At 46.8% G+C, this 25,298-nt stretch carries 25 protein-coding genes; 22 read left to right on the top strand and 3 right to left on the bottom strand.

Annotation, left to right across the window (positions count from 1 at the left end):
* Positions 1 to 112: 112 nt before the first annotated feature.
* The gene (locus tag ACVBEF_RS09480; RefSeq protein WP_447123689.1) at positions 113 to 3,259 is read right to left on the bottom strand and encodes an Rne/Rng family ribonuclease; all 3,147 of its coding nucleotides are present in this window, start codon (positions 3,257 to 3,259) and stop codon (positions 113 to 115) included.
* Positions 3,260 to 3,874: 615 nt separating this feature from the next.
* On the opposite strand from ACVBEF_RS09480, the gene ACVBEF_RS09475 reads away from it, so the two are divergent.
* From ACVBEF_RS09475 to ACVBEF_RS09460, 4 genes are all read left to right on the top strand, one after another.
* Positions 3,875 to 5,011, top strand: coding sequence for an RluA family pseudouridine synthase (locus ACVBEF_RS09475; protein WP_447123688.1), 1,137 nt, complete (start codon positions 3,875 to 3,877; stop codon positions 5,009 to 5,011).
* A gap of 84 nt (positions 5,012 to 5,095) precedes the next feature.
* Entirely contained in the window at positions 5,096 to 5,755 is a 660-nt protein-coding gene (locus ACVBEF_RS09470) for an HAD-IIIA family hydrolase (RefSeq protein WP_447123687.1), read from the top strand.
* A 25-nt stretch (positions 5,756 to 5,780) separates the two neighbouring features.
* Positions 5,781 to 6,152, top strand: a complete 372-nt coding sequence (locus ACVBEF_RS09465) for a Rieske (2Fe-2S) protein (RefSeq protein ID WP_447123686.1) — start codon at positions 5,781 to 5,783, stop codon at positions 6,150 to 6,152.
* 84 nt (positions 6,153 to 6,236) lie between these two features.
* Entirely contained in the window at positions 6,237 to 7,187 is a 951-nt protein-coding gene (locus ACVBEF_RS09460) for a S49 family peptidase (protein ID WP_447123685.1), read from the top strand.
* Positions 7,188 to 7,585: 398 nt separating this feature from the next.
* On the opposite strand, the gene ACVBEF_RS09455 is transcribed toward ACVBEF_RS09460, so the two are convergent.
* Together ACVBEF_RS09455 and ACVBEF_RS09450 are read right to left on the bottom strand one after the other, a co-directional pair.
* Positions 7,586 to 8,338, bottom strand: a complete 753-nt coding sequence (locus ACVBEF_RS09455) for an SAM-dependent methyltransferase (protein WP_447123684.1) — start codon at positions 8,336 to 8,338, stop codon at positions 7,586 to 7,588.
* 78 nt (positions 8,339 to 8,416) lie between these two features.
* Positions 8,417 to 9,064 carry a Maf-like protein gene (locus ACVBEF_RS09450; protein WP_447123683.1) on the bottom strand — a complete coding sequence of 216 codons (648 nt, stop codon included), beginning with the start codon at positions 9,062 to 9,064 and terminating at the stop codon, positions 8,417 to 8,419.
* Between the two features lie 113 nt (positions 9,065 to 9,177).
* Between ACVBEF_RS09450 and ACVBEF_RS09445 the strand changes: the two genes are divergently transcribed.
* From ACVBEF_RS09445 to rnc, 18 genes are all read left to right on the top strand, one after another.
* Complete coding sequence (locus ACVBEF_RS09445; RefSeq protein ID WP_447123682.1) at positions 9,178 to 9,672, top strand: YceD family protein; 495 nt, start codon at positions 9,178 to 9,180, stop codon at positions 9,670 to 9,672.
* A 204-nt stretch (positions 9,673 to 9,876) separates the two neighbouring features.
* Positions 9,877 to 10,059, top strand: coding sequence for a 50S ribosomal protein L32 (rpmF, locus tag ACVBEF_RS09440; RefSeq protein ID WP_014006864.1), 183 nt, complete (start codon positions 9,877 to 9,879; stop codon positions 10,057 to 10,059).
* Between the two features lie 147 nt (positions 10,060 to 10,206).
* On the top strand, positions 10,207 to 11,310 hold the full coding sequence (gene plsX, locus ACVBEF_RS09435; protein WP_447123681.1) for a phosphate acyltransferase PlsX: 1,104 nt from the start codon (positions 10,207 to 10,209) through the stop codon (positions 11,308 to 11,310).
* Positions 11,307 to 12,293, top strand: coding sequence for a beta-ketoacyl-ACP synthase III (locus ACVBEF_RS09430; protein WP_447123680.1), 987 nt, complete (start codon positions 11,307 to 11,309; stop codon positions 12,291 to 12,293). Before plsX ends, ACVBEF_RS09430 begins: the two co-directional genes overlap by 4 nt.
* Before the next feature lie 99 nt (positions 12,294 to 12,392).
* Positions 12,393 to 13,325, top strand: coding sequence for an ACP S-malonyltransferase (gene fabD, locus ACVBEF_RS09425; protein ID WP_447123679.1), 933 nt, complete (start codon positions 12,393 to 12,395; stop codon positions 13,323 to 13,325).
* A gap of 11 nt (positions 13,326 to 13,336) precedes the next feature.
* A complete protein-coding gene (fabG, locus tag ACVBEF_RS09420) occupies positions 13,337 to 14,101 on the top strand; it encodes a 3-oxoacyl-ACP reductase FabG (protein WP_447123678.1) in 765 nt (254 codons plus the stop codon).
* 202 nt (positions 14,102 to 14,303) lie between these two features.
* Entirely contained in the window at positions 14,304 to 14,543 is a 240-nt protein-coding gene (gene acpP, locus ACVBEF_RS09415) for an acyl carrier protein (RefSeq protein ID WP_447123677.1), read from the top strand.
* Between the two features lie 33 nt (positions 14,544 to 14,576).
* Positions 14,577 to 15,818, top strand: a complete 1,242-nt coding sequence (gene fabF / locus ACVBEF_RS09410; protein WP_447123676.1) for a beta-ketoacyl-ACP synthase II — start codon at positions 14,577 to 14,579, stop codon at positions 15,816 to 15,818.
* Positions 15,819 to 15,878: 60 nt separating this feature from the next.
* Entirely contained in the window at positions 15,879 to 16,436 is a 558-nt protein-coding gene (locus ACVBEF_RS09405; RefSeq protein WP_447123675.1) for a hypothetical protein, read from the top strand.
* A gap of 63 nt (positions 16,437 to 16,499) precedes the next feature.
* Positions 16,500 to 17,102, top strand: a complete 603-nt coding sequence (rpoE, locus tag ACVBEF_RS09400; protein ID WP_447123674.1) for an RNA polymerase sigma factor RpoE — start codon at positions 16,500 to 16,502, stop codon at positions 17,100 to 17,102.
* Between the two features lie 59 nt (positions 17,103 to 17,161).
* Positions 17,162 to 17,800, top strand: coding sequence for a sigma-E factor negative regulatory protein (locus ACVBEF_RS09395; protein WP_447123673.1), 639 nt, complete (start codon positions 17,162 to 17,164; stop codon positions 17,798 to 17,800).
* Between the two features lies 1 nt (position 17,801).
* On the top strand, positions 17,802 to 18,818 hold the full coding sequence (locus tag ACVBEF_RS09390) for a MucB/RseB C-terminal domain-containing protein (RefSeq protein WP_447123672.1): 1,017 nt from the start codon (positions 17,802 to 17,804) through the stop codon (positions 18,816 to 18,818).
* Positions 18,819 to 18,830: 12 nt separating this feature from the next.
* Complete coding sequence (locus ACVBEF_RS09385) at positions 18,831 to 20,321, top strand: DegQ family serine endoprotease (RefSeq protein WP_447123671.1); 1,491 nt, start codon at positions 18,831 to 18,833, stop codon at positions 20,319 to 20,321.
* 163 nt (positions 20,322 to 20,484) lie between these two features.
* The gene (locus tag ACVBEF_RS09380) at positions 20,485 to 20,775 is read left to right on the top strand and encodes a glutaredoxin family protein (RefSeq protein ID WP_447123670.1); all 291 of its coding nucleotides are present in this window, start codon (positions 20,485 to 20,487) and stop codon (positions 20,773 to 20,775) included.
* 354 nt (positions 20,776 to 21,129) lie between these two features.
* Positions 21,130 to 22,917: a translation elongation factor 4 gene (gene lepA / locus ACVBEF_RS09375; RefSeq protein ID WP_447123669.1), complete on the top strand. Its 1,788-nt coding sequence runs from the start codon at positions 21,130 to 21,132 to the stop codon at positions 22,915 to 22,917.
* A gap of 3 nt (positions 22,918 to 22,920) precedes the next feature.
* Complete coding sequence (gene lepB, locus ACVBEF_RS09370; RefSeq protein WP_447123668.1) at positions 22,921 to 23,838, top strand: signal peptidase I; 918 nt, start codon at positions 22,921 to 22,923, stop codon at positions 23,836 to 23,838.
* A gap of 27 nt (positions 23,839 to 23,865) precedes the next feature.
* Complete coding sequence (locus ACVBEF_RS09365; RefSeq protein ID WP_447123667.1) at positions 23,866 to 24,249, top strand: DUF4845 domain-containing protein; 384 nt, start codon at positions 23,866 to 23,868, stop codon at positions 24,247 to 24,249.
* Positions 24,250 to 24,274: 25 nt separating this feature from the next.
* Positions 24,275 to 25,255, top strand: coding sequence for a ribonuclease III (rnc, locus tag ACVBEF_RS09360; RefSeq protein WP_447123666.1), 981 nt, complete (start codon positions 24,275 to 24,277; stop codon positions 25,253 to 25,255).
* The last annotated feature ends 43 nt before the right edge of the window (positions 25,256 to 25,298 follow it).

Here is a 25,298-nt window from a genome sequence, read left to right as displayed (position 1 = left end):
AACTCCCTTTTGGTCGGACGAATTATTCAAAACTAACACTACCTAGCTAAAAGAGAACCATTTAAGTGGTGTTGAGCGAGTCTCTCATGGTGCTATGCGATGCGTCGGTGAGTTATTGCCGATGCTGCTCGGTTTCGATCTGAACCAATGGTTCATCTGCTAATACCGGTTGCGGCTTGCGTTCACGCGGAGCACGTGGAACTGCGACGATTTTTGTCGCGGCTTCTTGTGCTGCGCGCAGTTTGGCCGGATCGGTTGCTGCCAGCGTCAAACCAGCAGATGCCAGGACACTTTGCAGATCATCGACGGGAGATGAGGCTGCTACCGGTGCTGGTGAAGCAACGCTCGGTTGGATGACGGCTTCAACTATTGGTGCTGTTACAACTGGTGCAACGGGTACAACAGGTGCAGCAATAACTTCTTCAGCGACCTTTAGGACCTGAGCTACCTCAACTACTTCAGCTACAGGCGCTATCGGTGCGACTGGTGTGCTGACCGTTGGCAGTACTTCGGTTGCTGTCGGTAAAACGATCATCGCAGGTTCGGCTATGACGTCAGCGATTGGCGTTGGTGCAATGACTGGTTCAGTTACTTGTATAGCTACAGCGACTGGTTCGACCAATATTGCTTGCGGCGCAACTTCTGCCTCCACTGGCGTGTGGGTCAATTCAACGGCGGAAATAACGTGCTGAGGCACTATTGGCGCTGCGATAGCCGCTGAGAGTGCACTTGGCGTGACAGGTGCCGCTGCTATGGCTACCTGATGAACTACCTCGACTTCGGTGCTCTGTTGGACGTTTGTAGTTTCGGTTGCTGTTACTGCTACTGGCGCAACAACTGTCGGCACACTGACTGGCGTTACTGCAGCGATAGTCGGGCTATTGTCAGTAGTGGCAATAGAAACATGCTTAACTGCAATAGATTCCATGTTATCAGTCGAGTCACTATTTTCTTCCAGGGAGTGCTCGCTACCTTCAACGCCTGTTTCCGTGCCGTCACGATCCCGACGATTACGGTTGCGGCCACCACGACGACGACGACGACGTGGTTCTTCGCCATCGACTTCAGGTAGTGTTGTGTCGAAAAGTGCTATTTCAGCGACTTTTTCTGCGACGATCTCGACGGCTACCGGTGCTTCAACAATGGCTACTGCAGGAGCGATTTCTCTGGCTTCGCTAGCGACTTCTTTGCGCTCTTCGCGTGGAGGACGTGGAGTGCGCTCACCGCGTTGGCGACCTTCAGGACGAGCTTCGTTCGGTTCGCGGGGCTCTCTCGGTTCGCGGGGAGGACGTGGTTGGCGCTGGGTTTTAGCTTCCGCTGCCGCAGCAATGGCTAAATCGGCTACTGCTACAGGTTTTTTAGTGCTGTTGGCGTTTTCTTCACGCGCTTCAGTTGGAGCGCCTTCTTCGTCACGGTTACGACCGCCACGACTACGACCACGCTGGCCGCGACCATTACGGTCGTTACCACGCTCGTTATTACGTTCGCGTGCATTCGGTTTAGTCGGGGTTACGATCGGAGCCACGACAACTGTTGTTTCTGGTTTTTTGAAGAAGAATGCCATGATCTTCGCGATCAAACCTTCACCGGAGGCAACAGTTGCAGGTGCAACGATAGGAGCGGCAACTGGTTTACGTTCAACGACAGGCGCTGGCTGGTCTGGGGTAATGCCCTTGACAACCGCTTCCTGACGCGGTTTGCCTTCAATTTTTTGCAGTTTGTTGTAGCCGACATCGGTGTCGGCTTGTTCTGCCATAGCGTAGCTGGCCTGGCTTTCTTCAAGACGTGGATCGTCGTGTTTCAGACGCTCCAGTTTGTAGTGAGGCGTTTCCAGATGCTTATTCGGGATCAGAATGACGGCCACACGATGACGGGTTTCGATCTTCAGAATTTCGCCACGTTTTTCGTTAAGCAGGAAACCTGCAACATCGACCGGTGCCTGAACGTGAATGGCGGCGGAGTTTTCCTTCATTGCTTCTTCCTGGATGATGCGCAGGACTTGCAATGCGGATGATTCGATATCGCGGATATGACCCGTGCCGTTACAACGTGGGCAGGTGACATGGCTGCCTTCTGATAGCGACGGACGCAGGCGCTGACGTGATAATTCCATCAGGCCGAAGCGGGAAATCTTGCCCATTTGTACACGGGCGCGATCGTAGCGTAGTGCATCTTTGAGGCGGGTTTCGACTTCACGCTGGTTCTTCGAATTCTCCATGTCAATGAAGTCGATGACAATCAGACCACCCAAGTCGCGCAAACGCAATTGGCGAGCAACTTCTTCAGCGGCTTCGCAATTGGTATTAAAGGCGGTGGTTTCGATGTCGCTGCCGCGGGTTGCACGGGCTGAGTTGACGTCCACCGATACGAGCGCTTCGGTGTGATCGATCACAATTGCGCCGCCGGATGGCAGCGGTACTGTGCGCGAATAGGCGGTTTCGATCTGATGTTCGATCTGGAAGCGGGAAAACAGCGGAACATCGTCGTGGTAACGTTTAACGCGGTGAACCATGTCCGGCATCACGTGGGCCATGAATTGCTGGGCTTGTTCGTGAATTTCGTCGGTGTCGATCAGGATCTCGCCGATATCGGGCTGGAAGTAATCGCGGATGGCGCGGATAACTAATGATGACTCTTGATAGATCAGGAACGCGCCGTTACCTTGCGTGCCAGCGCCTTCGATTGCGCGCCAGAGTTGCATCAGGTAGTTTAAGTCCCATTGCAGTTCGTCAACATTACGGCCAATGCCGGCAGTACGGGCAATGACTGACATGCCAGACGGCAGGTCTAGCTTGTCCATTGTTTCGCGCAGTTCTTGACGATCTTCGCCTTCAACGCGGCGGGATACACCACCACCACGCGGATTGTTGGGCATTAATACCAGATAGCGACCAGCCAGTGAAACGAAAGAGGTCAAGGCGGCGCCTTTATTGCCGCGCTCTTCCTTTTCGACCTGGACCATGATTTCCTGGCCTTCGCGCAATGCTTCTTTTATCGAGGCGCTACGGACATCAACGCCTTCTTTAAAATAGGTGCGGGCAACTTCTTTGAATGGCAAAAAGCCATGACGCTCTTCACCATAATTGACGAAACAGGCTTCTAGCGAAGGCTCGATACGGGTAATCACACCTTTGTAAATATTGGACTTGCGCTGTTCGCGTCCGGTGGTTTCGATATCGATGTCGATGAGTTTTTGACCATCAACAATCGCTACGCGCAATTCTTCTTGCTGCGTAGCATTAAACAACATGCGTTTCATTTTTGTTCACTCCGTGACCCTGAGGTCATTTTGATGCCGCTTATTATTGCAATTAAGCAATAATTCAAGCGGCAGAATACAGGGATGTACGCAAGGAAGGAGTGTTTAGGGGGAGGGAATTGCCTTGGTGTGTCAGCGCAAATAGGGCACTGAGGACACAACGGGGCGGGTACGTAGTGTTATCGCGGTATGCTGAATATAACCAGCGCTCACCATGTCAGTGTCTTGCATGGCGCAATTACATATCGCGAGCATGATATCTGGGGTAAGCGGCGTGGCGGGATTCAAAAAAAGCATTTGTTCAGCAAAAACCGGCGATATATTCACTACATATTAACTAGCGAGCCCATCACGTAGCGTTTCAAACGTTCTGAAGCGTGTGACAGTCTTGCCAGACTTTATCCTATTCATCCAAACATACTGTCCAACATCCGTGCGCGTTATCCGATGACAACTACGGTGCGACCTTGATTCGCGCAGGGATGATGCGTACACATTTTTCCATCAAATTTGCAAATTGGCGAGGCTGGTGGAGACGCCCCTGTGTAGAATGGTCTTTTTATTCTTACACCAACAGTGGTTTAGCAACTACTGTGAAACGATTATATATTCAAAATGAAGGACTTAGCGAGATTTTCTGGAGCAAGGACTGAGGGTCGCCGTGATGGGCGAGCTCAGGGCCCGGCACAGGCGCGGAACCCAGCCGCGACCAAGTATAAAACCGTCCCTCAAAGCAAAGTGATTGAGGTACCTACATTAATTAAGAAAGTTGTCGTCGTACCGGAAGTTGCTCCTCAGGTTCAACTAATAACCATCTCGGACGAGGAGTCGGGTCAGCGAATTGATAACTTTTTATTACGTATTTGCAAGGGAGTACCTAAAAGTCATATTTATCGCGTATTGCGCTCGGGAGAGGTGCGGGTAAATAAAGGGCGGATTGATCAGACTTATCGATTAATCGCCGGTGATGTTTTGCGGGTTCCACCGATTCGCATGGCTGAAAAAACCGAAAAAACAGTACCCGGGGCGGAATTTAAAGTATTGCTGGAAGATACTCAGCTGTTGGTCATTGATAAGCCAGCCGGTGTTGCCGTTCACGGTGGGTCTGGCGTTAGTTATGGTGTTATTGAGCAACTAAGGGCTTCACGTCCTGATGCGAAGTTTCTGGAGTTGGTACATCGTCTTGATCGGGATACCTCCGGGGTTTTGTTATTAGCTAAGAAACGTTCGGCGTTAACTAATTTGCATGAGCAAATGCGTGATGGCGATACCGATAAGCGTTATTTGGTGCTGGTGCATGGTGATTGGAAAAACGCTCGTCAACATGTAAAGTTGCCATTGCACAAATATACAGCTGCAGATGGTGAGCGTCGGGTCCGTGTACAGGAGGGGGGGCAGGCATCCCATACTATATTTAGTTTGATCCGGCGTTATGGCGAATTCGCACTGCTGGAAGCGGAGTTGAAAACCGGACGTACGCACCAGATTAGGGTACATCTTGCGTCTAGCGGTTTTGCGATAGTCGGCGATGATAAATACGGTGATTTTTCGTTAAATCGCGCATTACAAAAAGCTGACGGTGAGCGCATTGCATTCAAGCGTATGTTTTTGCATGCCTATCAGATCACATTTACGCACCCAGAGAGCGGCAAGGCGGTAACGTTGAAAGCCAAATTACCTCCCGAGTGCGAGCGTTTTCTGAAAAGCCTGCCGCAAACAAGTGCTCTGGCAGAGGAAGTAAAGAACGATTAGCATTCTCGTCTTTTGCTGATCGGCATCCTCCATTACTTATGTTTAAAGAATTTATAAGGAGCTGGCAAATTAACTGCCAGAAATATGGCGCGTAAAAGTTTTGATTTAATTGTGTTCGACTGGGACGGTACGTTAATGGACAGTACCGCAACTATTGTCAAATGTATTCAAGCCGCAGCAAAAGATGTTGGTTTACCTGTTCCGGATCGAAAAGCCGCAGCGCATGTTATTGGCCTTGGATTAGCCGAGGCATTGCAAATGGCAATGCCCGGATTGGAGGCGAGTCTTTATCCGCGCGTACTTGAGCGGTATCGTTATCATTATCTGGCGCAGGATCAGGATTTAACGCTTTTTGACGGTGTTCGGGAAATGTTGGCTGATCTATCGCAACAGGGATATTTTCTGGCAGTAGCGACCGGTAAAAGTAGGGTTGGACTCAATCGTGCGCTGCATGCTACTAATTTGTTGTCTGTATTCGATGCAACCCGATGTGCTGATGAGACTTTTTCCAAGCCACATCCCGCCATGCTGCAAGAGCTCACGCGTGAATTAGGACAGGATATCAGGCGCACGGTGATGATCGGGGATACCACGCATGATTTGCAAATGGCTATCAATGCAGGTGCGACAGCCCTCGCTGTCGACTATGGGGCGCATCCTGTAAATGAGCTTAAGGCATTGCATCCGGTATTTACTGCGAGTTCAGTGCCGCTATTACATACTTGGTTGAGTGATAACGGTTAATGTATTTATTTGGTCACAAGTCAATATGACAACTATGTTGATACAAGTTTGTGCTTCATCCGAATTGATCGAGCGTGGTAAAGGTGTGCGCTTTGTGGTCAGTGTTAATGGCGAAGAGGCGACTGCGTTTGTCGTCCGGTATAACAATGCCGTGCATGGGTATTTGAATCGTTGCGCGCATGTCCCGATCGAGTTGGATTGGAACGAAGGTGACTTTTTTGAATCCAGTGGCCTGTATTTAATGTGCGCCACGCACGGTGCGGTGTACACCCCTGATAAAGGCAAATGTGTTGGCGGACCTTGCCGGGGGGCGAGTTTACGTAAGCTGGCGGTTGAGGAAATCGATAATCAGGTATTCTGGCAGCCTGATGAATATGTCAATGCGCCTGGAGCATAACTGCTTGTCGTTGCGGTCTGCGAGTCCCTGTGAGTCGGGGTGGGAATCTGCGTAATAACAATTTACAAAAGTGATATTAAAAATATGGAAAATCCAAAAAAAGAAGGTTGGGAGCGAGAGCTATTGGAAAAATTGGCGACTGCGTCTTTGCGTGAACAGCGTGCGCGCCGCCGGTGGGGAATTTTCTTTAAATTAGCGACCTTTTGCCTTATCGGTTTTGGATTTTGGTACGCAGCACATTATGAAAGCGCTGACACGCCAACGGTTGGTCGGCATACCGCGCTGGTTAAACTCAATGGGACAATCGACGCTGATGGTAACGGTTCTGCCAATGTGCTCATTCCTGCGCTTGATAACGCGTTTGCGGCAAGCGATTCGGTTGGTGTTATTTTGCGTATCAATAGTCCTGGAGGCAGTCCAGTTCAGGCCGGAATTATTAATGATGAAATTGGTCGATTGCGTAAGGAGTATCCAAAGAAGCCGCTCTATGTTGTGGTTGATGAGATGTGTGCTTCGGGCGGCTATTACATTGCCGCAGCTGCTGACAAAATTTATGTCAATAAGGCTAGCATCGTAGGATCAATTGGCGTTCTGATGGATGGCTTTGGTTTTACAGGTCTGATGGAAAAGCTTGGAGTTGAGCGGCGCTTACTAACGGCTGGCGAAAATAAAGGTTTCCTCGACCCGTTTAGTCCAATGAGCGAGACGCAAAAGGGTTACGCGAAAGAGATGTTGGGCGAAATTCATCAGCAATTTATTGATGTTGTACGCAAGGGTCGTGGCACGCGATTAAAAGAAACGCCTGAAACATTTTCAGGTTTGTTTTGGACTGGAAGCAAGGCTGTCGATATGGGGCTTGCAGATGGGTTCGGTACTGTTGAAAGTGTCTCACGTGATATTCTCAAGGCAGAAGATGTGGTTGATTACACCAAGAGCGAAGGTTTGCCTGAGCGTGTTCTGAAGAAATTTGGTGTGGCAGTGGGCGCTGGTGTCGTCTCATCGATGATGAGCAGTGAAAAGCCAGTGTTGCGTTAATATTATGTTAATTATTTAGATAATTTAAAGACGACTTATAAAAATGCAGAGTAAGTCGTCTTGCACTTTCGTGATCCTGTCGTATAGTGAAGGAACACAAAGCATAATTATCTGAGGAGGCGAATATAGAAATCACACTATCGGTAGCCATTCAACAGTAATTTCTTCGGTATTAAATTGGCGGTTTCAGGGCGATACACCCCTTGCACTGGAGCGACAAATTGGTAGCCGAACACCTACTGCATTTTAGATGCGGACCCGAGAAGTTTTCGACTTCTCAAGAATATGTCTTTCGAGACAAGTAAAAACGGCGGCAGCGCAATACTGCCGCCGTTTTTCATTTTGTCTGCTGTTTTTTGATGTGGCGGCGCAGCTCTTAGGCTTTGATTGGCTTCGAATTATTCTGCGAGTATCAAAAACACAGTTGGCTTTTTATGAAAGTTGGGGCCTTTATTTAAGGCGATATCCGCTTTCCAGCGGGTTGCCGTTTGAGTCTTGATTGCCTCCGAAGACAAGGTCAGATCAGTTGCCACGCAAATCAATGTACTCCCTTGGCAATGCGTACTAAGCGCCTCCAGTAAAGCTGTGTTGCGGTAAGGCGTTTCGATAAAAAGCTGCGTTTGTTTTTCTTGACGGGAGCGTAACTCCAGCGCCTTGATGCGTTTTGTACGGTGTTCGACGTCAATAGGTAAGTAGCCATTGAATGCGAAACTTTGCCCGTTTAGTCCGCTGCTCATGACTGCAAGAAGCAATGATGAGGGGCCGACCAAGGGGCGCACTCGAATCCCGTGTTCATGCGCCATGCGTACCAGATTTGCGCCCGGGTCGGCTACCGCGGGCACGCCCGCCTCAGAAACCAGGCCGGCATCCTGACCAGCTAGTAAGGGGGCTAGTAACGCTGGTAGAGCAGTAGCTGGTGTATTGATATTCAGTTCAGCGATGTTAATTGTTTGCAGCGACTGGGCCAGTGGGTGAGAGGCATTAATTATCTTTAAAAATGCACGCGCTGTTTTGGCATTTTCGGCGATGAAATAGCCAAGTTTTGCCGTAATTGCTTGCACGTCTACAGGGATAACTGATGTTAGTGGGTTGCCATGCTCGACGTTAGTTTCTCCCAGTGTGTTGGGAATGAGATATAGGGTGCCTGCCATGCTTGCCTTTGTTTCTAATGTAATTGTTGTCACAAAAGTACGTCGAGTGACGATAGTGTCGGAGATGTACGTGCCGTCTTAACTGGTGAAAAATGCGATTCCAGCTCGACGTAGCATTCCAGTTAGCGCAATCAGGGGAAGTCCGGTAAGTGCAGTCGGGTCGGTGCTTTCAATTTTTTCGAGGATGGCGATGCCAAGCCCTTCGTTTTTTGCGCTCCCGGCACAGTCGTAAGGTTGTTCAATGCGTAAATAAGCGTCTAGTTCTGCATCGGGTAAGTTTCGAAATGTGACGAAGGACTGGATGTTTTCTAATTGTGTAGTTTCCGCAGGATGGTTTGAGCGACCATCCCATACACAAATTGCGGTGTGAAAAACAACGCGTTGCCCACGCATTTTTTGTAACTGTCGTAACGCACTTTCATGGTTGCCCGGCTTTCCGATGAGCTCTCCATCCAATGTGGCGACTTGATCCGAGCCGATAATGATTGCATCTGGAACAATTAATACAATGGCCTTGGCCTTCTCTTTTGCCAATCGCATGGCTGTTGTCTCGGGCGTTTCTCCGGGATGCGCTGTCTCATCAATGTTAGGGGCCATGACTTCAAAGGGAATTTGTAGGCGAGATAATAATTCTTTGCGATAATGGGATCCTGAGCCCAAAATAAGGCGCGGTTGACGTTCGAGATGGGACCGCATTGTTTTGGGAAGCTGTTGCGTAGAAGGCATGGGAACGATGCTTAGCGATTTTTGAATGACCGCTCAACGAAAGCGCGCTAACACTTTGACGAGTAAGGGGAAAGGCTGTTATTATCGCAGGTTTTCAGGGTTCCGCTTGGCCTATGAGTGCTTTAGTTATCGACGCGTTTGAGTTTTCTCGCCTTAAAGAACATCGTGAAGGTGTGATTCCAGTTGCCGATTTGACGCGGTTGGCAGACGAGTTAGCGAGCCACTCGGGCACTTTGCATTGGGTTCTCACAGGTGGTGCACATCACAGCGGACATGCCAAGTTGTCTTTGGGAGTGGCAGGTTCACTTCAGATAATGTGTCAACGTTGTTTGACCCCTTTTGCATTCGATATTGATTCGGAGTCTGTATTGATTCTTGCAAAAGATGAGGTTGCAGCCGATGAGATCGATGCTTTGCTTGATGATGATCAGATTGATGTGATTGTTGGTACTAAGGGATTGGATATTCTTCAATTAGTTGAAGATGAGGCGCTCCTCGCAATGCCGTTATCGCCTAAACATGCAGTTTGTCCTGATACTTCCGCGGTTGATGCGTTTAAAAGTAGCAAGAAGGAGTCTCCCTTCGCGATGTTAAGGAATTTGAAGTAACAGAAAGTAGTAATTGTCATTCCGGATTGCGGTAACGTTGTCGCGCTAAGTGCCACGGTAGTGAAGTACCGGATGTGACGGGGTATGGCATTAAGTGTGGCAATGAGTAGGGAGTCCGCGCCCAAACGCGGCAAGAAATCCTGGATTTTCTATGTTGTAAATTCAGATATGTTAAAATTTTAGATCTCAGATTCAGGAGTTATCATGGCAGTTCAGCAAAATAAGAAGACCCCATCCAAGCGCGGCATGCACCGTGCTCACGATTTTTTGGTAGCACCGCCGTTGGCAATTGAGCCAACTACTGGTGAAACACACCTGCGCCACCATATCAGCCCAAATGGTTTTTATCGTGGTCGCAAGGTTCTGAAGACTAAGAACGACGAGTAATATTTGTCGTTTTAAGTTAAAAAGCGGCATCATTGAGCTTCTCGATGGTGCCGCTTTTCTTTTGCGATAAAAAATTGAACAAGGTGATTTTGAAGCTAGCCAAATCTGCTCCATAATGGTGGTTGGAAACGGCACTAAATCAAAATAATGACAATTAAAATCTCTATCGACTGTATGGGTGGTGATCATGGCCCATCTGTTACGGTTCCTGCAGCCATTTCATTTGCTAATCGCGAACCAGAGGCTGAATTAGTACTTGTTGGCCTGGAAGAGCAAATCCAGGCTGAGTTAAAAAAACACAAAGCCCAATCGCATCCCCGTCTCTCAGTAGTACACGCAGAGGAGGTGATAACGATGGATGACTCTGTCGAAACTGCGTTGCGTCGTAAGAAAAAATCCTCAATGCGCATTGCGATCGAACTGGTCAAAGATGAGCGTGTCCGTGCGTGCGTTTCCGCTGGGAATACTGGTGCATTAATGGCAGTTTCACGGTATGTTCTCAAGACGATCCCGGGCGTTGACCGTCCGGCGATCTGTACGATCCTTCCTAACCAAAAAGATGGTCCCACCTATATGCTTGATCTTGGTGCGAACGTCGATTGTGAGCCTCAGCATCTGCATCAGTTTGCGTTAATGGGATCCGCGCTTGTATCCGCCATGGAGGGCAAGCCTAAGCCCACGGTTGGTTTGCTAAACGTCGGCGAAGAGGACGTCAAAGGCAATGAAATGGTGAAGCAAACGGCTGAACTATTGCGAGCCGACCATGAAAGAGGCGTTCTTAATTTCTATGGCAATGTGGAGGGTAACGATATTTTTGAGGGAACTACAGATATCGTGGTCTGTGATGGTTTTGTTGGTAACGTTACTCTCAAAGCCTCAGAGGGACTCGGGCGTTTTGTTAAAAGTGTACTAAAGACCGAATTTAAAAGTAGTATTTTGAATATGGTTGGCGCCTTGATCGCACGGGGCGCTATCAATGCTATTTCGCGTCGCCTCAATCCATCGCGCTACAATGGTGCTAGCTTGCTCGGATTGCGTGGGCTGGTATTCAAGAGCCACGGTGGCGCTGATGCGTACGGGTATGAGTGGGCGATCCAACGCGCATTCGATGCAGCTAAGTACGATGTGCTGTCGCGTATTGCGACGACCATTGCAGAGTTGATGCCGCAGTCCGAGATAGTTTCGGTCCAGGTCGAGGGAGTTGCAAGTGCGACCATCAATATTGAGTCACCCCAACAGAAAATAGCATGACTATCTATAGCAAAATTGTGGGTACGGGCAGTTATTTGCCTCCTAATCGCCTTACGAATCAAGACCTTGCTGCCCAATTGGCTGAAAAAGGCATTGAAACTTCCGACGAATGGATATTTTCGCGTAGCGGTATCTCTGCGCGACATTATGCTGGGCCTGATGTTCAGTCCAGCGACCTCGCTGTTGCAGCATCAACGCTTGCCTTGGATATGGCCGGAATGACAGCTAACGACATTGATTTAATCATTGTCGCAACTTCAACCCCCGATTATTTGGGTGGATTTCCCAGTACCGCATGCGTGGTGCAGCAAAAACTCGGAATCTCTACGGGAGGGGCTGCATTTGATGTGCAGGCAGTTTGTAGTGGCTTTGTGTACGGGGTTTCGATTGCAGATGCCTTCATTAAGGCGGGGACGCACAAGAATGTGTTGGTGATTGGTACTGAAGTATTTTCACGTATCTTGAATTTTGAAGATCGCACCACTTGTGTATTGTTCGGTGACGGTGCTGGTGCAGTTGTGATGACCGGGTCAAAACAACCGGGTATTTTGGCAACCAAGCTGCATGCTGATGGCCGCCACGCTAATATTTTGTGTGTTCCGGGAAAGATTGCAAGCGGCGTTGTTGAGGGCAGTGCCTTTTTGCATATGGACGGTCAGGCGGTGTTTAAGCTAGCGGTAACGGTGCTGGAAAAAGTCGCAAATGAGGTATTGGAGATCGCCGGAATTACTTCATCAGAAATCGATTGGCTGATTCCTCATCAAGCCAATATTCGTATTATGCAAAGTACTGCTCGTAAGCTCGGTCTAGGGCTGGAGCGTATGGTCGTCACGGTTGACCAACATGGGAATACATCGGCGGCATCGATTCCACTTGCACTAGATACAGCCGTTCGGGATGGGCGGGTCAAGCCTGGTCATAATGTATTGATGGAGGGTGTGGGCGGTGGTTTTACATGGGGCGCTATAGTGGCGAGAATGTAAATTCATCGCAAGTCAGATAGTTGTTCGAGCACTTTGACAAAAAAGGCGATGTTCACTATTTCTATACTTTAACTTAATTAATAAAGACGCATAATCCGTATGATTAAATTCGCATTTATTTTCCCCGGTCAGGGCTCCCAGGCTATCGGGATGTTGTCTGGTTTTTCTGATAATAAAATTGTGCAGGATACTGTTGCGGAGGCATCTGAGGCGATAAAATTTGATCTTGGTAAATTAATCGCCCAAGGACCAAAAGAAGATCTCGATCTGACCACAAATACCCAGCCAGTAATGCTAACTGCGGCGGTCGCATTTTATCGGGCTTGGGTAGCCGCAGGCGGTAAAGTGCCGGCCATGGTTGCGGGTCATAGTTTAGGTGAGTACTCTGCGTTGGTTGCTGCAGGTGTTATTAGTTTTAAGGATGCGGTGCCATTGGTACGTTTTCGAGCTTTAGCAATGCAGCAAGCCGTACCGGTTGGTCAGGGTGGTATGGCTGCGATCCTTGGATTGTCAGATGAGGACGTCCGTGCAGTTTGCGCTGATGCGGCTCAGGGTGAGGTGGTTGAGGCAGTTAACTTCAATGCGCCTGCTCAAGTTGTCATTGCCGGTCATAAGGCTGCAGTTGAGCGGGCTTGTGAGGCTGCAAAATTAAAAGGCGCAAAACGCGCCTTGTCATTACCAGTTTCAGCACCATTTCACTCTTCATTATTGAAGCCGGCGTCAGATCGTTTGCGCGATTATTTAGAGCACATTGCTTTCGCCGCACCTCAGATTGCATTGATAAATAACGTTGATGTGGCAAGCCCAAGCGATGCTCGGGCAATTAAAGATGCTTTAGTGCGGCAAGCTGCCAGTCCTGTGCGTTGGGTAGAGACTGTTCAAAAAATGGCGAGTGAGGATGTGACGCACTTCATTGAGTGTGGGCCGGGCAAGGTTCTTACTGGCTTAACTAAACGAATTAATAACGAGTTGATTGGCGATTATATTGTCGATCAAGTATCTTTGGAAAAAGTGTTGGCGTTACTAAAGTAAATATAACTAATATGCAAAATTCGGATATACAAAATTTAGAAGGACAAGTCGCGCTTGTCACAGGCGCTTCACGCGGCATTGGTCGCGCGATTGCGCTGGAGCTGGCGCGTCGAGGTGCCAAGGTGGTTGGGACTGCTACTTCGGAGGCTGGTGCAGTTGCAATCACCACTTATCTGAATGCAGATGAGATTAATCGTGGTAAAGGTGTGGTGCTCAATGTTAATGATGCATCTGCTTGCACCGCTGTGGTTGATCTGGTCCAAAAGGAATTCGGCACTCTATCGATTTTAGTGAATAATGCCGGTATTACGCAGGACCAGTTGGCGATGCGGATGAAAGATGACGAATGGGATGCTGTGATTTTAACTAATCTCACTGCCGTTGCTCGTTTGTCACGTGCAGTGTTGCGCGGCATGATAAAGGCTAGGCACGGACGTATCATCAACATTACATCAGTGGTGGGTTCGATTGGCAATCCAGGACAAATGAATTATGCAGCAGCTAAAGCGGGTGTCTCTGGCATGAGCAGAGCTTTGGCGCGTGAGATAGGTAGCCGTAACATTACTGTGAATTGTGTGGCGCCGGGCTTTATCGATACCGACATGACTCAGTCTCTGTCTGAGCAGCAAACAGCGGGATTGTTGGAAAAAATCCCGTTGGGACGACTTGGCGCGGCGGAAGACATCGCAACTGCCGTCAGTTTCCTGGCATCATCGCAGGCTAGTTATATTACTGGAACAACTTTGCATGTAAATGGCGGTATGTACATGAGTTAAGTAGCCGAATGTTTTTGAAATTTTTTTAACTCAAGCAAATAATTTGAGCATCAACCTGATTTGAAGAAATAAATTAAATGGTTTTAAAGACTTTTGGCAGTGATTGACTAATTCTTAACGGTCAATGCTAAAAGTAAATATTCTCTGCGCAAATCTGCTAAAATGCGCGCACTTTCTGTAACCTAATAACTGGAGGCATCACATGTCTGATATCGAACAACGCGTAAAAAAAATCGTCGCTGAACAACTTGGCGTAGCCGAAGCTGATATTAAAAATGAATCGTCGTTTGTTGATGACCTTGGTGCGGATTCACTCGATACCGTAGAGCTCGTGATGGCATTGGAAGACGAGTTCGAAATGGAAATTCCTGACGAAGAAGCTGAAAAAATTACTACTGTTCAGAATGCTATTGATTATGCCAAGGCGCATGTCAAAGCTTGATAACTAAGCTTTGACCGCATCGAGGAGAATTGTTTGAGTCGCTCACGTGAACGCCGTGTTGTAATAACTGGCTTGGGTTGCATTTCACCGGTCGGCAATACTATTGCCGATGCTTGGGGTGCCGTCACATCAGGAAAATCAGGGATTACAACCATCACTAAGTTTGATGCCTCTACCTTTTCGACGCATTTTGCCGGAGAAGTAAAGGGCTTCAATGTTGAGGAGTATATGCCCGCCAAAGAGGCGCGGCATATGGATACCTTCATCCATTTTGGGATGGCAGCAGGAATTCAGGCGATGCAAGACAGTGGCTTGGAGGTTACTGATGAAAATGCCGAGCGAATAGGTGTAATTATTGGATCTGGTATCGGTGGTTTGCCGTTGATTGAGGCAACTCATGTTGAGTTGACTAATCGTGGTCCACGTCGTATCAATCCTTTCTTCATTCCTGCATCAATAATTAATATGATTTCTGGTAATTTATCGATTAGATATGGTCTGAAAGGGCCAAATCTGGCGATAGTGACTGCTTGTACTACTGGTTTGCACTGCATTGGCCAAGCTGGTCGGATGATTCAATATGGTGATGCGGATGTGATGATTGCGGGTGGTTCTGAAGCAAGCATTTCTCCTCTCGGTCTCGGTGGCTTTGCCTCAGCGCGGGCGCTATCTACACGTAATGACGACCCCACTACTGCATCACGTCCTTGGGATAAGGATCGGGATGGTTTTGTTTTGGGTGAGGGCGCAGGTGTGTTGGTACTTGAAGAATATGAGCACGCTAAAGCCCGTGGGGCAAAAATTTATGCCGAACTCCTTGGTTTTGGTATGAGTGGTGATGCTTACCATATCACTGCTCCCGACCTTGATGGACCGCGCCGTTGTGTAGCATCTGCCCTGAAGGATGCTGGAGTGAATGGTGATCAGGTGCAGTATTTAAATGCGCATGGCACATCGACTCCATTGGGCGATCAAAATGAAACTAATGCGATCAAGGCAGTTTTCTCTGATCACGCTTATAAGTTGGTTGTTAATTCAACAAAGTCTATGACTGGTCACTTATTAGGTGGTGCAGGCGGTCTTGAGTCGGTATTCACAATATTGGCCTTGCACCATCAGGTGTCACCGCCAACCATCAATATTTTCAATCAAGACCCTGATTGTGATCTTGATTACTGTGCGAATACAGCGCGAGATATGGAAATTAAAATCGCAGTCAAAAACTCTTTTGGCTTCGGTGGAACCAATGGCACTTTGGTTTTTGGCAAAGTCTAAACAGATATTGTATCTTCAGTACTCAGTCAGACATTGCATGATGTCCGACTGAGTATATTTATGGGTACCCCTAAGACTGAAGTTGATATGCCGTCTAACTCCATGAAGTCGATTGCAGTATTGGCGCAAGTATTCCCTTCCGTAAGTTTATTTTTGATGGTTACGATCCTGGCCCTCACCATGTTCTTAATTGGTGCACTAGTAGGCTTTGGTGTGATTGGTAAACTCGATTCTGCTGTAAGTGTAGTTCTTAGTTTTTTTAGTATGTTATTGAGTATCTATTGGTGGTTGAATTATAGGCGATCGCGCCATTCCGTTCGCATTATTATTCATGCTAACGGCCAAATTGGTGTCGTAGAAATAGCAGCTAATTCAGCAATTGATAATGCTAATCAAGTCTCGACCATAGTGCATTTGCTCATTGGTTCTACGCTCTGGGCTCGCTTACTGCTACTGCATTTTCGTTTGGATGATGGGCGGATGAAGTTTGTGGTAATACTGCCTGATTGTGTTTCAGAAGATGTTTTCAGGACTTTGTCTGTAGCTTGTCGCTGGATAGCTTCGCGCGGAGATTCAGACAATCCAATGAAAGTGGTATATGAAGAGCCAATTAGTTGAACTTATTGGATTACATTTTGTCCATGATTCGGTTATGCGCGTATGTTGCAAAGGGAATCGGGATTGACGACAGAACGCGAAATTGATCAACTGCTCGTTGAGCGGGTACAACGTGGCGATAAAAAGGCATTTGAGCTATTGGTAATCAAATACCAGCGTAAGCTAATGCGTCTTGTGTCGCGTCTTGTGCGCGATCAGGCAGAGGCTGAGGATGTTGTGCAAGAGGCTTTCATCAAGGCTTATCGTGCGCTCCCTCAGTTCAGGGGAGACTCTGCGTTTTATACTTGGTTATATCGAATTGGCATTAATACGGCTAAAAATTATTTGGTAACTCAAGGACGTAGGGCACCTACATCTACAGAATCAAATTCTGAAGAAGCGGAAACTTTTGACGATGGTCAGCAACTAAGGGATATAAATACTCCTGAGTCTTTGTTGGCTACAAAGCAGATAGCGCAAACAGTTAATGTTGCAATGGAGACTTTGCCTGATGAGCTGCGTACTGCAATTACTTTGCGTGAGATTGAGGGACTGAGCTACGACGAAATTGCGGAAGCTATGGGATGTCCAATTGGGACCGTACGTAGCAGAATATTTAGAGCAAGAGAAGCTATCGCAGAAAAATTGAGGCCGTTGCTAGGTACAGCGATCGACAAACGTTGGTAAAAGCGGAGTAGCTGTTTTTCGGGAACAAAGGGGTTGGCCAAGTTTTAATTAGGTGACTTATGAATACCAAAGAAATATCTCAAGAGCAGATTTCTGCCTTGATCGATGGCGAGCTTTCTAATGCCTATGTGGATATGGCGTTAGTGGCGTTAAGTGATAGCGAGGGGCTTGCAACTTGGGACGCATATCATCAAGTTGGGGATATTTTGCGCTCTAATGATATGGCTATAAAATTGAGTTCAGAATTCAATTTACGTATGTTTGAAAGATTGAATACCGAGCCTCCGATGATTGTGGCGCCTCTAGTGGTTTCCTCGGTTGTCGTAGAGAAAAATATCATAAGTAATGTCCCCATCGCAACCGGCACTCCTCGTGCGAGACGGTTTGCCTTATCTGGCATGGCGGCAGCTGCGGCAATGGCAGCAGTAGCATTTATTGCCGTTCCCAATATGCTCGATGGAAATAGTAAGTCCGAGCATAGGACGATGCTTTCTAAGTCACAACTTACACTTGCACCGAGTTCAATTAATAACGCCAATAATTACGGAACACAAGTGGTTGCAACATCTACCGCAAATGATGAAGCACTTCGCGACTCTCGTATTGATGAGTACTTGTCAGCGCATCAGCGGTTTTCTCTTTATAGTGCTACAGAATATGCTCGTTCTGCTACATTTGCTATCGATGCTGATAATTAATATGCTCCAGACTATCGTTTTTCTTCTACGGATTGTCGTTATTTTTTCGACCTTATTAACTCTTTCTGCAAAGGCGGAAGGCGTTGCAATAGATAATTCTGCTGAGAGTCATGAGGCGCAGACTCTTTTGAAAAAAATTCAGTCGGCGGGGAAAAAGCTTAATTACTCTGGTACATTTGTGTATCAACAGGCGAACCAAATACGAACGTCTCGCATTACACATGTACTAGAAGGGCGAAACGAAGTCGAGAAGTTAGAAGTGCTTGATGGAAAGCCGCGTGAGTATATTCGTCATAACGAGGATGTTACTTGTTATATCCCCGAAACTAAAACGTTATTAGTTGACAAACGTGTAACTCAAGATGTATTTCCTGCGATTCTCTCCGCGATCCCTAGTGATCTGACAGAGTACTATAATGTGAGAATGGGTGAGATGGGAAGGATAGCTGGTCAAGATTGCCAGGCTGTGATTCTCGAACCTAAAGATAAAATACGTTATGGCTATAAGCTTTGGGCTGAGAAAAATTCAGGTCTATTATTACGCGCCCAAACATTGGACAGTAAAAACGAGGTTGTTGAACAAATTTCATTTACACAGATTACCATTGGCAATATTGTTCATGGTCGGATGAAGTCTAGTTTTGGCAATACTAGTAATTGGCATGTAGAGCATATTGTAATGAGTCCTGCTAATTTGGATGAGTGGACGGTTACTGGTATGCCGCCCGGGTTTAAAAAAGTGCGTGAATTAAAACGCGTTATTGGTACTTCAACTCACAGCACAGAGTCTGGGGACTACCGGCGCAAAGTTTCCCAAATTGTATTTTCCGATGGCCTCGCGGCTATATCAGTATTTGTCGAGCCCGGCAGTCAAAGCCGCACTGAAGGTTCAATGCAGCAAGGGGCCTTGAGTATCGTTGGTAAGCGACAAGGTGATTTCTGGTTGACAATTGTTGGTGAAGTGCCTGCCGTAGCAATTCGTCAAGTTGCTAATTCGATTGAACTCAAAAACAAATAAGACTGGTCCATTATGAAAATTACCTTTACCGCACGAAATGCTTTATCCGTATTTTGGTTCGGACCGATCTTATCATTTGTGGTGTCAATTATTTTCGGAATGGCACCATCTGCAATGGCTGCGCCGATGGTCGGGTTGCCAGATTTTACTGATATTGTTGAAAAAGCGGGTCCCGCAGTTGTCAATATACGGACAACTGAAAAGGTTAAGGCTAATGTCGCAACTGGACAACCTAGCGATGATGAAATGCAAGAATTTTTGCGACGGTTTTTCGGTACTCCTCAAAGTGGTGCGGGTAAACAACAAGCACCTGCCCCAAAAGGACGTAATCCAGGTGCTAAGGCACAACAGGAAGAGGTTCCGCGTGGTGTAGGCTCAGGTTTTATAATTTCTGCAGATGGCTATATCATGACCAACGCGCATGTGGTCGATGGGGCCAGCGAGGTATTTGTAAAGCTGACTGATAAACGTGAATTCAAAGCCAAGGTAATCGGTGCTGATACCCGAACAGATGTAGCTTTGCTAAAGATTGAGGGCGTCAATTTGCCACGCTTGACCATGGGCGATTCTGACAAGATTAAGGCGGGTGAATGGGTCTTGGCGATTGGATCACCTTTTGATCTTGAAAATACTGTGACCTCTGGAATTATTTCTGCAAAAGCACGTGATACTGGTGATTATTTACCTTTAATTCAAACTGATGTTGCTGTGAATCCTGGTAACTCAGGAGGTCCTCTGATTAATATGCGTGGCGAAGTGGTTGGTATTAACTCTCAGATTTACAGCCGTTCAGGTGGTTTTATGGGGATTTCGTTTGCGGTCCCGATTGATGAGGCTATGCGTGTTTCTGATCAGCTTAAAGCTTCAGGTAAAGTGACCCGCGGTCGTATTGGCGTTCAAATTGGTGAGGTGACTAAAGAGGTCGCGGAATCTTTGGGCTTGCCGAAAGCTCAAGGCGCGCAGGTTGAGCGGGTTGAGCTTGATGGTCCAGCAGCTAAGGCCGGTGTTCAAGCTGGAGACATTATCTTGAAGTTTAATGGGGTCTCTATTGAAAAGGCGAATGATTTGCCGCGCATAGTGGGTAGCGTAAAGCCTGGTACTCATGGAATTTTGACGGTCTGGCGCAAAGGTGCAAGTCGTGATATCCCGTTAGTCATTACTGAAATGAAGGCCGATAAATCAGATAATAATTCTGGAGACAAGGACGATCCGAAGCAGGATCAGGTAGCGAATGCATTAGGTTTAATCGTCAGTGAGTTATCCTCCGATAAGAAGAAAGAGCTACAAATTGATGCAGGTGTATTGGTCGATTTAGTCGAGGGAAATGCCGCTCGGGTTGGTTTACAGGTTGGTGATGTGATTCAGCGGCTAAACAATACAGATGTCAAGGATGTCAAGCAATTTAACTCTTTAGTTAGTAAGTTAGAGCCGAAAAAAATGGCGGTAGTGCTGGTGCGTCGCGGTGAATCATCGCAGTTTGTGCCGCTACGACCCAATAATTGATCTGCTTGGTGAGATACTCAAACCTTCAAGTACATCAAGTCGCAATATGAGTAAAGCTGCAAACCATACGGTTTGCAGCTTTTTGCTTTATATCTTTTAATATTTCCTATGTGGTCGTCGATCTGACGTTAATCAACAGGAGAATGAAGCAGAGATTTTTCTTATGTCGAAAATTGATTTCACTTTGTATGGGCGCTCTTATTGTCATTTATGTGATGAGATGTTGTCCGCCTTATTGGTGTTGTGTGTGGATGAGGAGGCGAACGGTTCGTTTCATGGACAATATACGGTTACGCAAATTGATATTGATACTGAGGTGAAATTGATCGACTTATATGATGAATTAGTTCCAGTACTGATCGGCACAAAAGCAGACCAAGTACCGGTACAGCTGTGTCATTATTTTTTTGATTACTCCAAAGTAAAAGATTTTGTTACCACTAAGCTTCGATAGGTAGGTTGAGTTGTCTAGATCAATAAAAGGGGGTAACAAGCCCGAGGTCGATTGGCTATATGCCCTTGGCTGAGCCTCATGATGTATTGCAAATGTAAGAAAATGTTGTTTTTCAGGGTGCTAAGTGTGAGTCGAACTGAGCTTTACATATATGTCTGGTACTGAGTGGAGCCTAAGTAAGGTTTTTGCATTTTGATTGCGGTATAGCACGCTTAGTCTGATTTGTCGGTTGGGGTGCTTTGAAATCCGGTAAAATAGAGTACTAAATAACCTGTCATAAAAGGCGCTCGCCTGGGCGACAACGACCCGGCTCAGAGCGCTTTTTTTGTAATCGCATCGCCTCGACCTACATTAATGAACAACATTCGTAATTTCTCCATCATCGCTCATATCGACCACGGCAAATCTACTTTGGCAGACCGCATCATCCAGTTTTGCGGCGGTTTGTCTGATCGTGAAATGGGGGCACAAGTTCTCGATTCGATGGATATTGAACGGGAGCGAGGTATTACCATCAAGGCCCAGACGGCGGCATTATCGTACAAAGCGCTGGATGGTCAGATCTATAACTTAAATCTGATTGATACACCTGGTCATGTCGATTTTAGCTATGAAGTAAGTCGCTCGTTGTCGGCGTGTGAGGGTGCGTTGCTGGTGGTGGATGCTTCACAGGGTGTAGAGGCGCAAACTGTTGCTAATTGTTATACTGCGCTGGATCTCGGTTTGGAGGTAGTACCTGTTCTTAACAAGATTGATTTGCCTTCTGCTGATCCCGAGAATGCCAAATCTGAAATTGAAGACGTGATCGGTATTGACGCAACCGATGCAGTCCAATGCTCGGCAAAGACAGGTCTGGGCGTGCGTGAAATTTTAGAAACCATCATCGTCAGGGTCCCAGCTCCAAGGGGCAATACCGAAGCACCTTTGCAGGCTCTGATTGTTGACTCCTGGTTCGATAATTATGTTGGTGTAGTGATGCTGGTGCGTATCGTCAACGGTACTTTGCGGCCTAAAGATAAAATTCAATTGATGGCTGCGGGTTCGCAGCATTTGACCGAAAGCATCGGCGTATTTACTCCCAAATTACAAGTCCGCGAAACCTTATCCGCTGGGCAGGTGGGATTTATCATTGCTGGTATTAAAGAACTTAAAGCTGCCAAGGTTGGCGATACCGTAACATTGGCAAATAATCCTGCCAGCGAAGCCTTACCCGGTTTTAAAGAAGTTCAGCCGCAAGTGTTTGCTGGTTTATTCCCCGTTGAATCGAATCAATACGACGCGCTGCGTGATTCGCTGGAAAAACTCAAACTTAACGACGCTGCATTGCAATACGAACCAGAAGTATCGCAGGCGCTAGGTTTTGGTTTTCGTTGTGGATTCCTTGGCTTGCTGCACATGGAAATCGTCCAGGAGCGACTCGAGCGTGAGTTCGATATGGATTTGATTACCACTGCACCGACAGTGATTTATGAAGTCGTGTTGCGCGATGGCTCTATCATCATGGTGGATAATCCATCGAAAATGCCCGAACCGAGCAAGATGGAAGAGGTCCGTGAGCCGATTGTTACCGTTAATTTGTATATGCCGCAAGAATATGTCGGATCAGTAATTACGTTATGTACGTCAAAGCGTGGCGTGCAAATCGACATGAATTATCACGGTAAGCAAGTTAAGTTGATTTACGAAATGCCGATGGCCGAAATTGTGTTGGATTTTTTTGATCGACTGAAGTCAACCTCACGTGGTTATGCGTCGATGGATTATGAGTTTAAAGAATACCGTTCAGCCGATGTTGTGAAGGTCGACATGCTCATTAACAGTGAGAAGGTCGATGCTTTGGCCATCATTGTGCACCGATCCAACAGTAACTATCGTGGCCGTGCGGTTGCCGCGAAGATGCGTGAACTCATTCCGCGTCAGATGTTTGATGTAGCGATTCAAGCTGCAATTGGTGTGAACATAATCTCGCGTGAAAATGTGAAGGCGCTACGTAAAAATGTGTTGGCGAAATGTTATGGTGGGGATATCAGTCGTAAGCGCAAATTGTTGGAAAAACAAAAAGCAGGTAAGAAACGCATGAAACAGGTCGGTTCTGTGGAGATCCCGCAAGAGGCGTTCCTCGCAATTTTACAAGTGGACTAACAAATGACATTGCAATCAATTTTAGGAAATTTCGCATTAATTCTGTTTGTGTTGATGGTTGTAACCGGAATAATCTGGTTCTTGGATCGGTTTTATTTGCAAGCGCAACGGCGGACCAAGGCCAATGCCGCACTTGCCGCATTTGATGCCCGTAATGTTAAATTACGCGCTGAAGGGATCAAGCTGGAGAGTAGCGGCCGCGCTGAACTCGAAGAGAACCTACTGCGTCAACCGACTTGGGTGGAATACTCAGGTAGTTTTTTCCCTGTTATTGCTATGGTATTTTTCTTACGCTCATTTTTGTATGAGCCATTTAAGATTCCATCGAGCTCTATGGTGCCTACACTATTGGTTGGTGATTTGATTTTGGTGAATAAGTTTACCTACGGTATTCGCTTGCCGATCATCAACAAAAAAGTAATCGATGTAGGTAATCCTCAGCGCGGCGATGTGATGGTATTTAAATACCCTAAAGATATGTCGCTGGACTACATCAAACGTGTAGTGGGTATCCCCGGGGATAAAGTAGTATATAAAAACAAGCGCTTAACTATAAATGGAAATCCACTTGCCTATACAGCACTGCCAGACTATTTGAATGAAGATAGCTTGAGTTATTCCAAGCAATTTAAAGAAAAATTATCGGGTGTTGAACATATGATTGCGGTAGTCGATCAAGCATCTCCAATCAATCTGGCCGGTGTTCAAGATTTCCCAAATAAAGAAAATTGTTCCTATAATCAAGATGGCTTCGCATGTACAGTCCCCTCTGGACAGTATTTCATGATGGGTGATAATCGAGATAACAGCGAAGACAGTCGCTATTGGGGTTTTGTACCCGATCAGAATATTGTTGGAAAAGCATTTTTAGTATGGATGAATTTAGGTAATCTGAAACGTATAGGTACATTCTTTAACTAAATTGGTCTATCCAACGGGAGTCCGGGAATGAGCAAAATGTCCAACATGTCATCGAAGCAGCAGCAAGGCTTTACGTTGATTGGTTTAATTGTTTGGATAGCGATTCTTGGTTTTATTGTTGTTATTGCTGGAAAAGTTGCTCCGACTGCCATTGAGTATATGTCGATCAAAAAAGCAATTACTGCAGTCAAGGCCAAAGGCGGGACCGTAAAAGAAATTCAGGATGCATTTGATCGGCAGGCAGATGTCGGCTACATCGACTCAATACACGGTAAGGATCTCGACATTACGAAGAATGGCGACGATGTTGAGATTAGTTTTGCCTATCAGAAAAAAATTCCGATTATTGTACCGGTCAGCATATTAATTGACTATTCTGGTACAACCGCTAGTTCACATACAAAGCCATAGATTGATGGCGTAAGTTGCAGACTAAATGGACGTTATGTTATTGCAAAATCGGCTAGGCCACATATTCAGGGATGCTACGTTGTTGCAGCAGGCCTTGACGCATCGTAGCCATAGCACCTTGCATAATGAACGACTGGAATTTTTAGGCGATTCGATATTGAATTGCGTCATTGCATCGTTGCTGTTTGATCGTTACGCCAAGATTGACGAAGGTGATTTGTCTCGTGTACGTGCTAATTTGGTAAAGCAGCAGTCGTTATATGAGATTGCTCAGCGGCTTGAGTTATCACAATTTTTGCGTTTAGGTGAAGGCGAGCTAAAATCCGGTGGTTTTCATCGACCTTCAATTTTGGCCGATACCTTGGAAGCGTTGTTTGGTGCGATTTTCCTTGATGCTGGTTTCGATGTTGCACGTGATGTCATCCGCGGGCTGTATATTCCTATATTGGATACTGTTGATCCAAAAACATTAGGTAAAGATGCTAAAACCTTATTGCAGGAGTATTTACAAGGTAAAAAAATCGCATTACCCCAATATAATGTGGTCGCCACGCACGGTGCAGCTCACAATCAGGAATTTGAAATTGAGTGCCTGGTGCCCAAGTTAGAAATTCAGGTATTTGGTGCAGGGGGAAGTCGTAGGGCGGGGGAGCAAGCAGCTGCAAAGTTGGCTCTGGAGGCCGTACAATTGGCCTTCGTAAAAGTACCGGGAGCGGCGCGTAAAAGTAAGCCGAGAAGCTCCCAATTAAAGCTTACCGGTATCGCAACCATCCAGCCTGATGCACCAGCGGATAAACTGCGTGCAGTCAAGCAAATATCGGCGAAGGATAGTAACAAAAGCGACACACTCAAACATCTTGATACTGTGACGCATCCTGCCAAGGCACCACTTGCGACCAATGCAGGGCATGTTATTGCTAGCGAAAATATGGCGGTATCAACTGCCCCCACAGCAACGACCTCTACGGCAGTAGTAACAAAAGCTACTATTGCTGCGCGGCGTTAGTCGATTAGCAAAATCCTTAAATACCTCACCCCTTACCGCGAGT

This window comes from Glaciimonas sp. GG7, assembly GCF_052976905.1.
The sequence above is the reverse complement of the archived record's forward strand: the minus strand, read 5'-3'. Positions and strand labels throughout refer to the sequence as shown.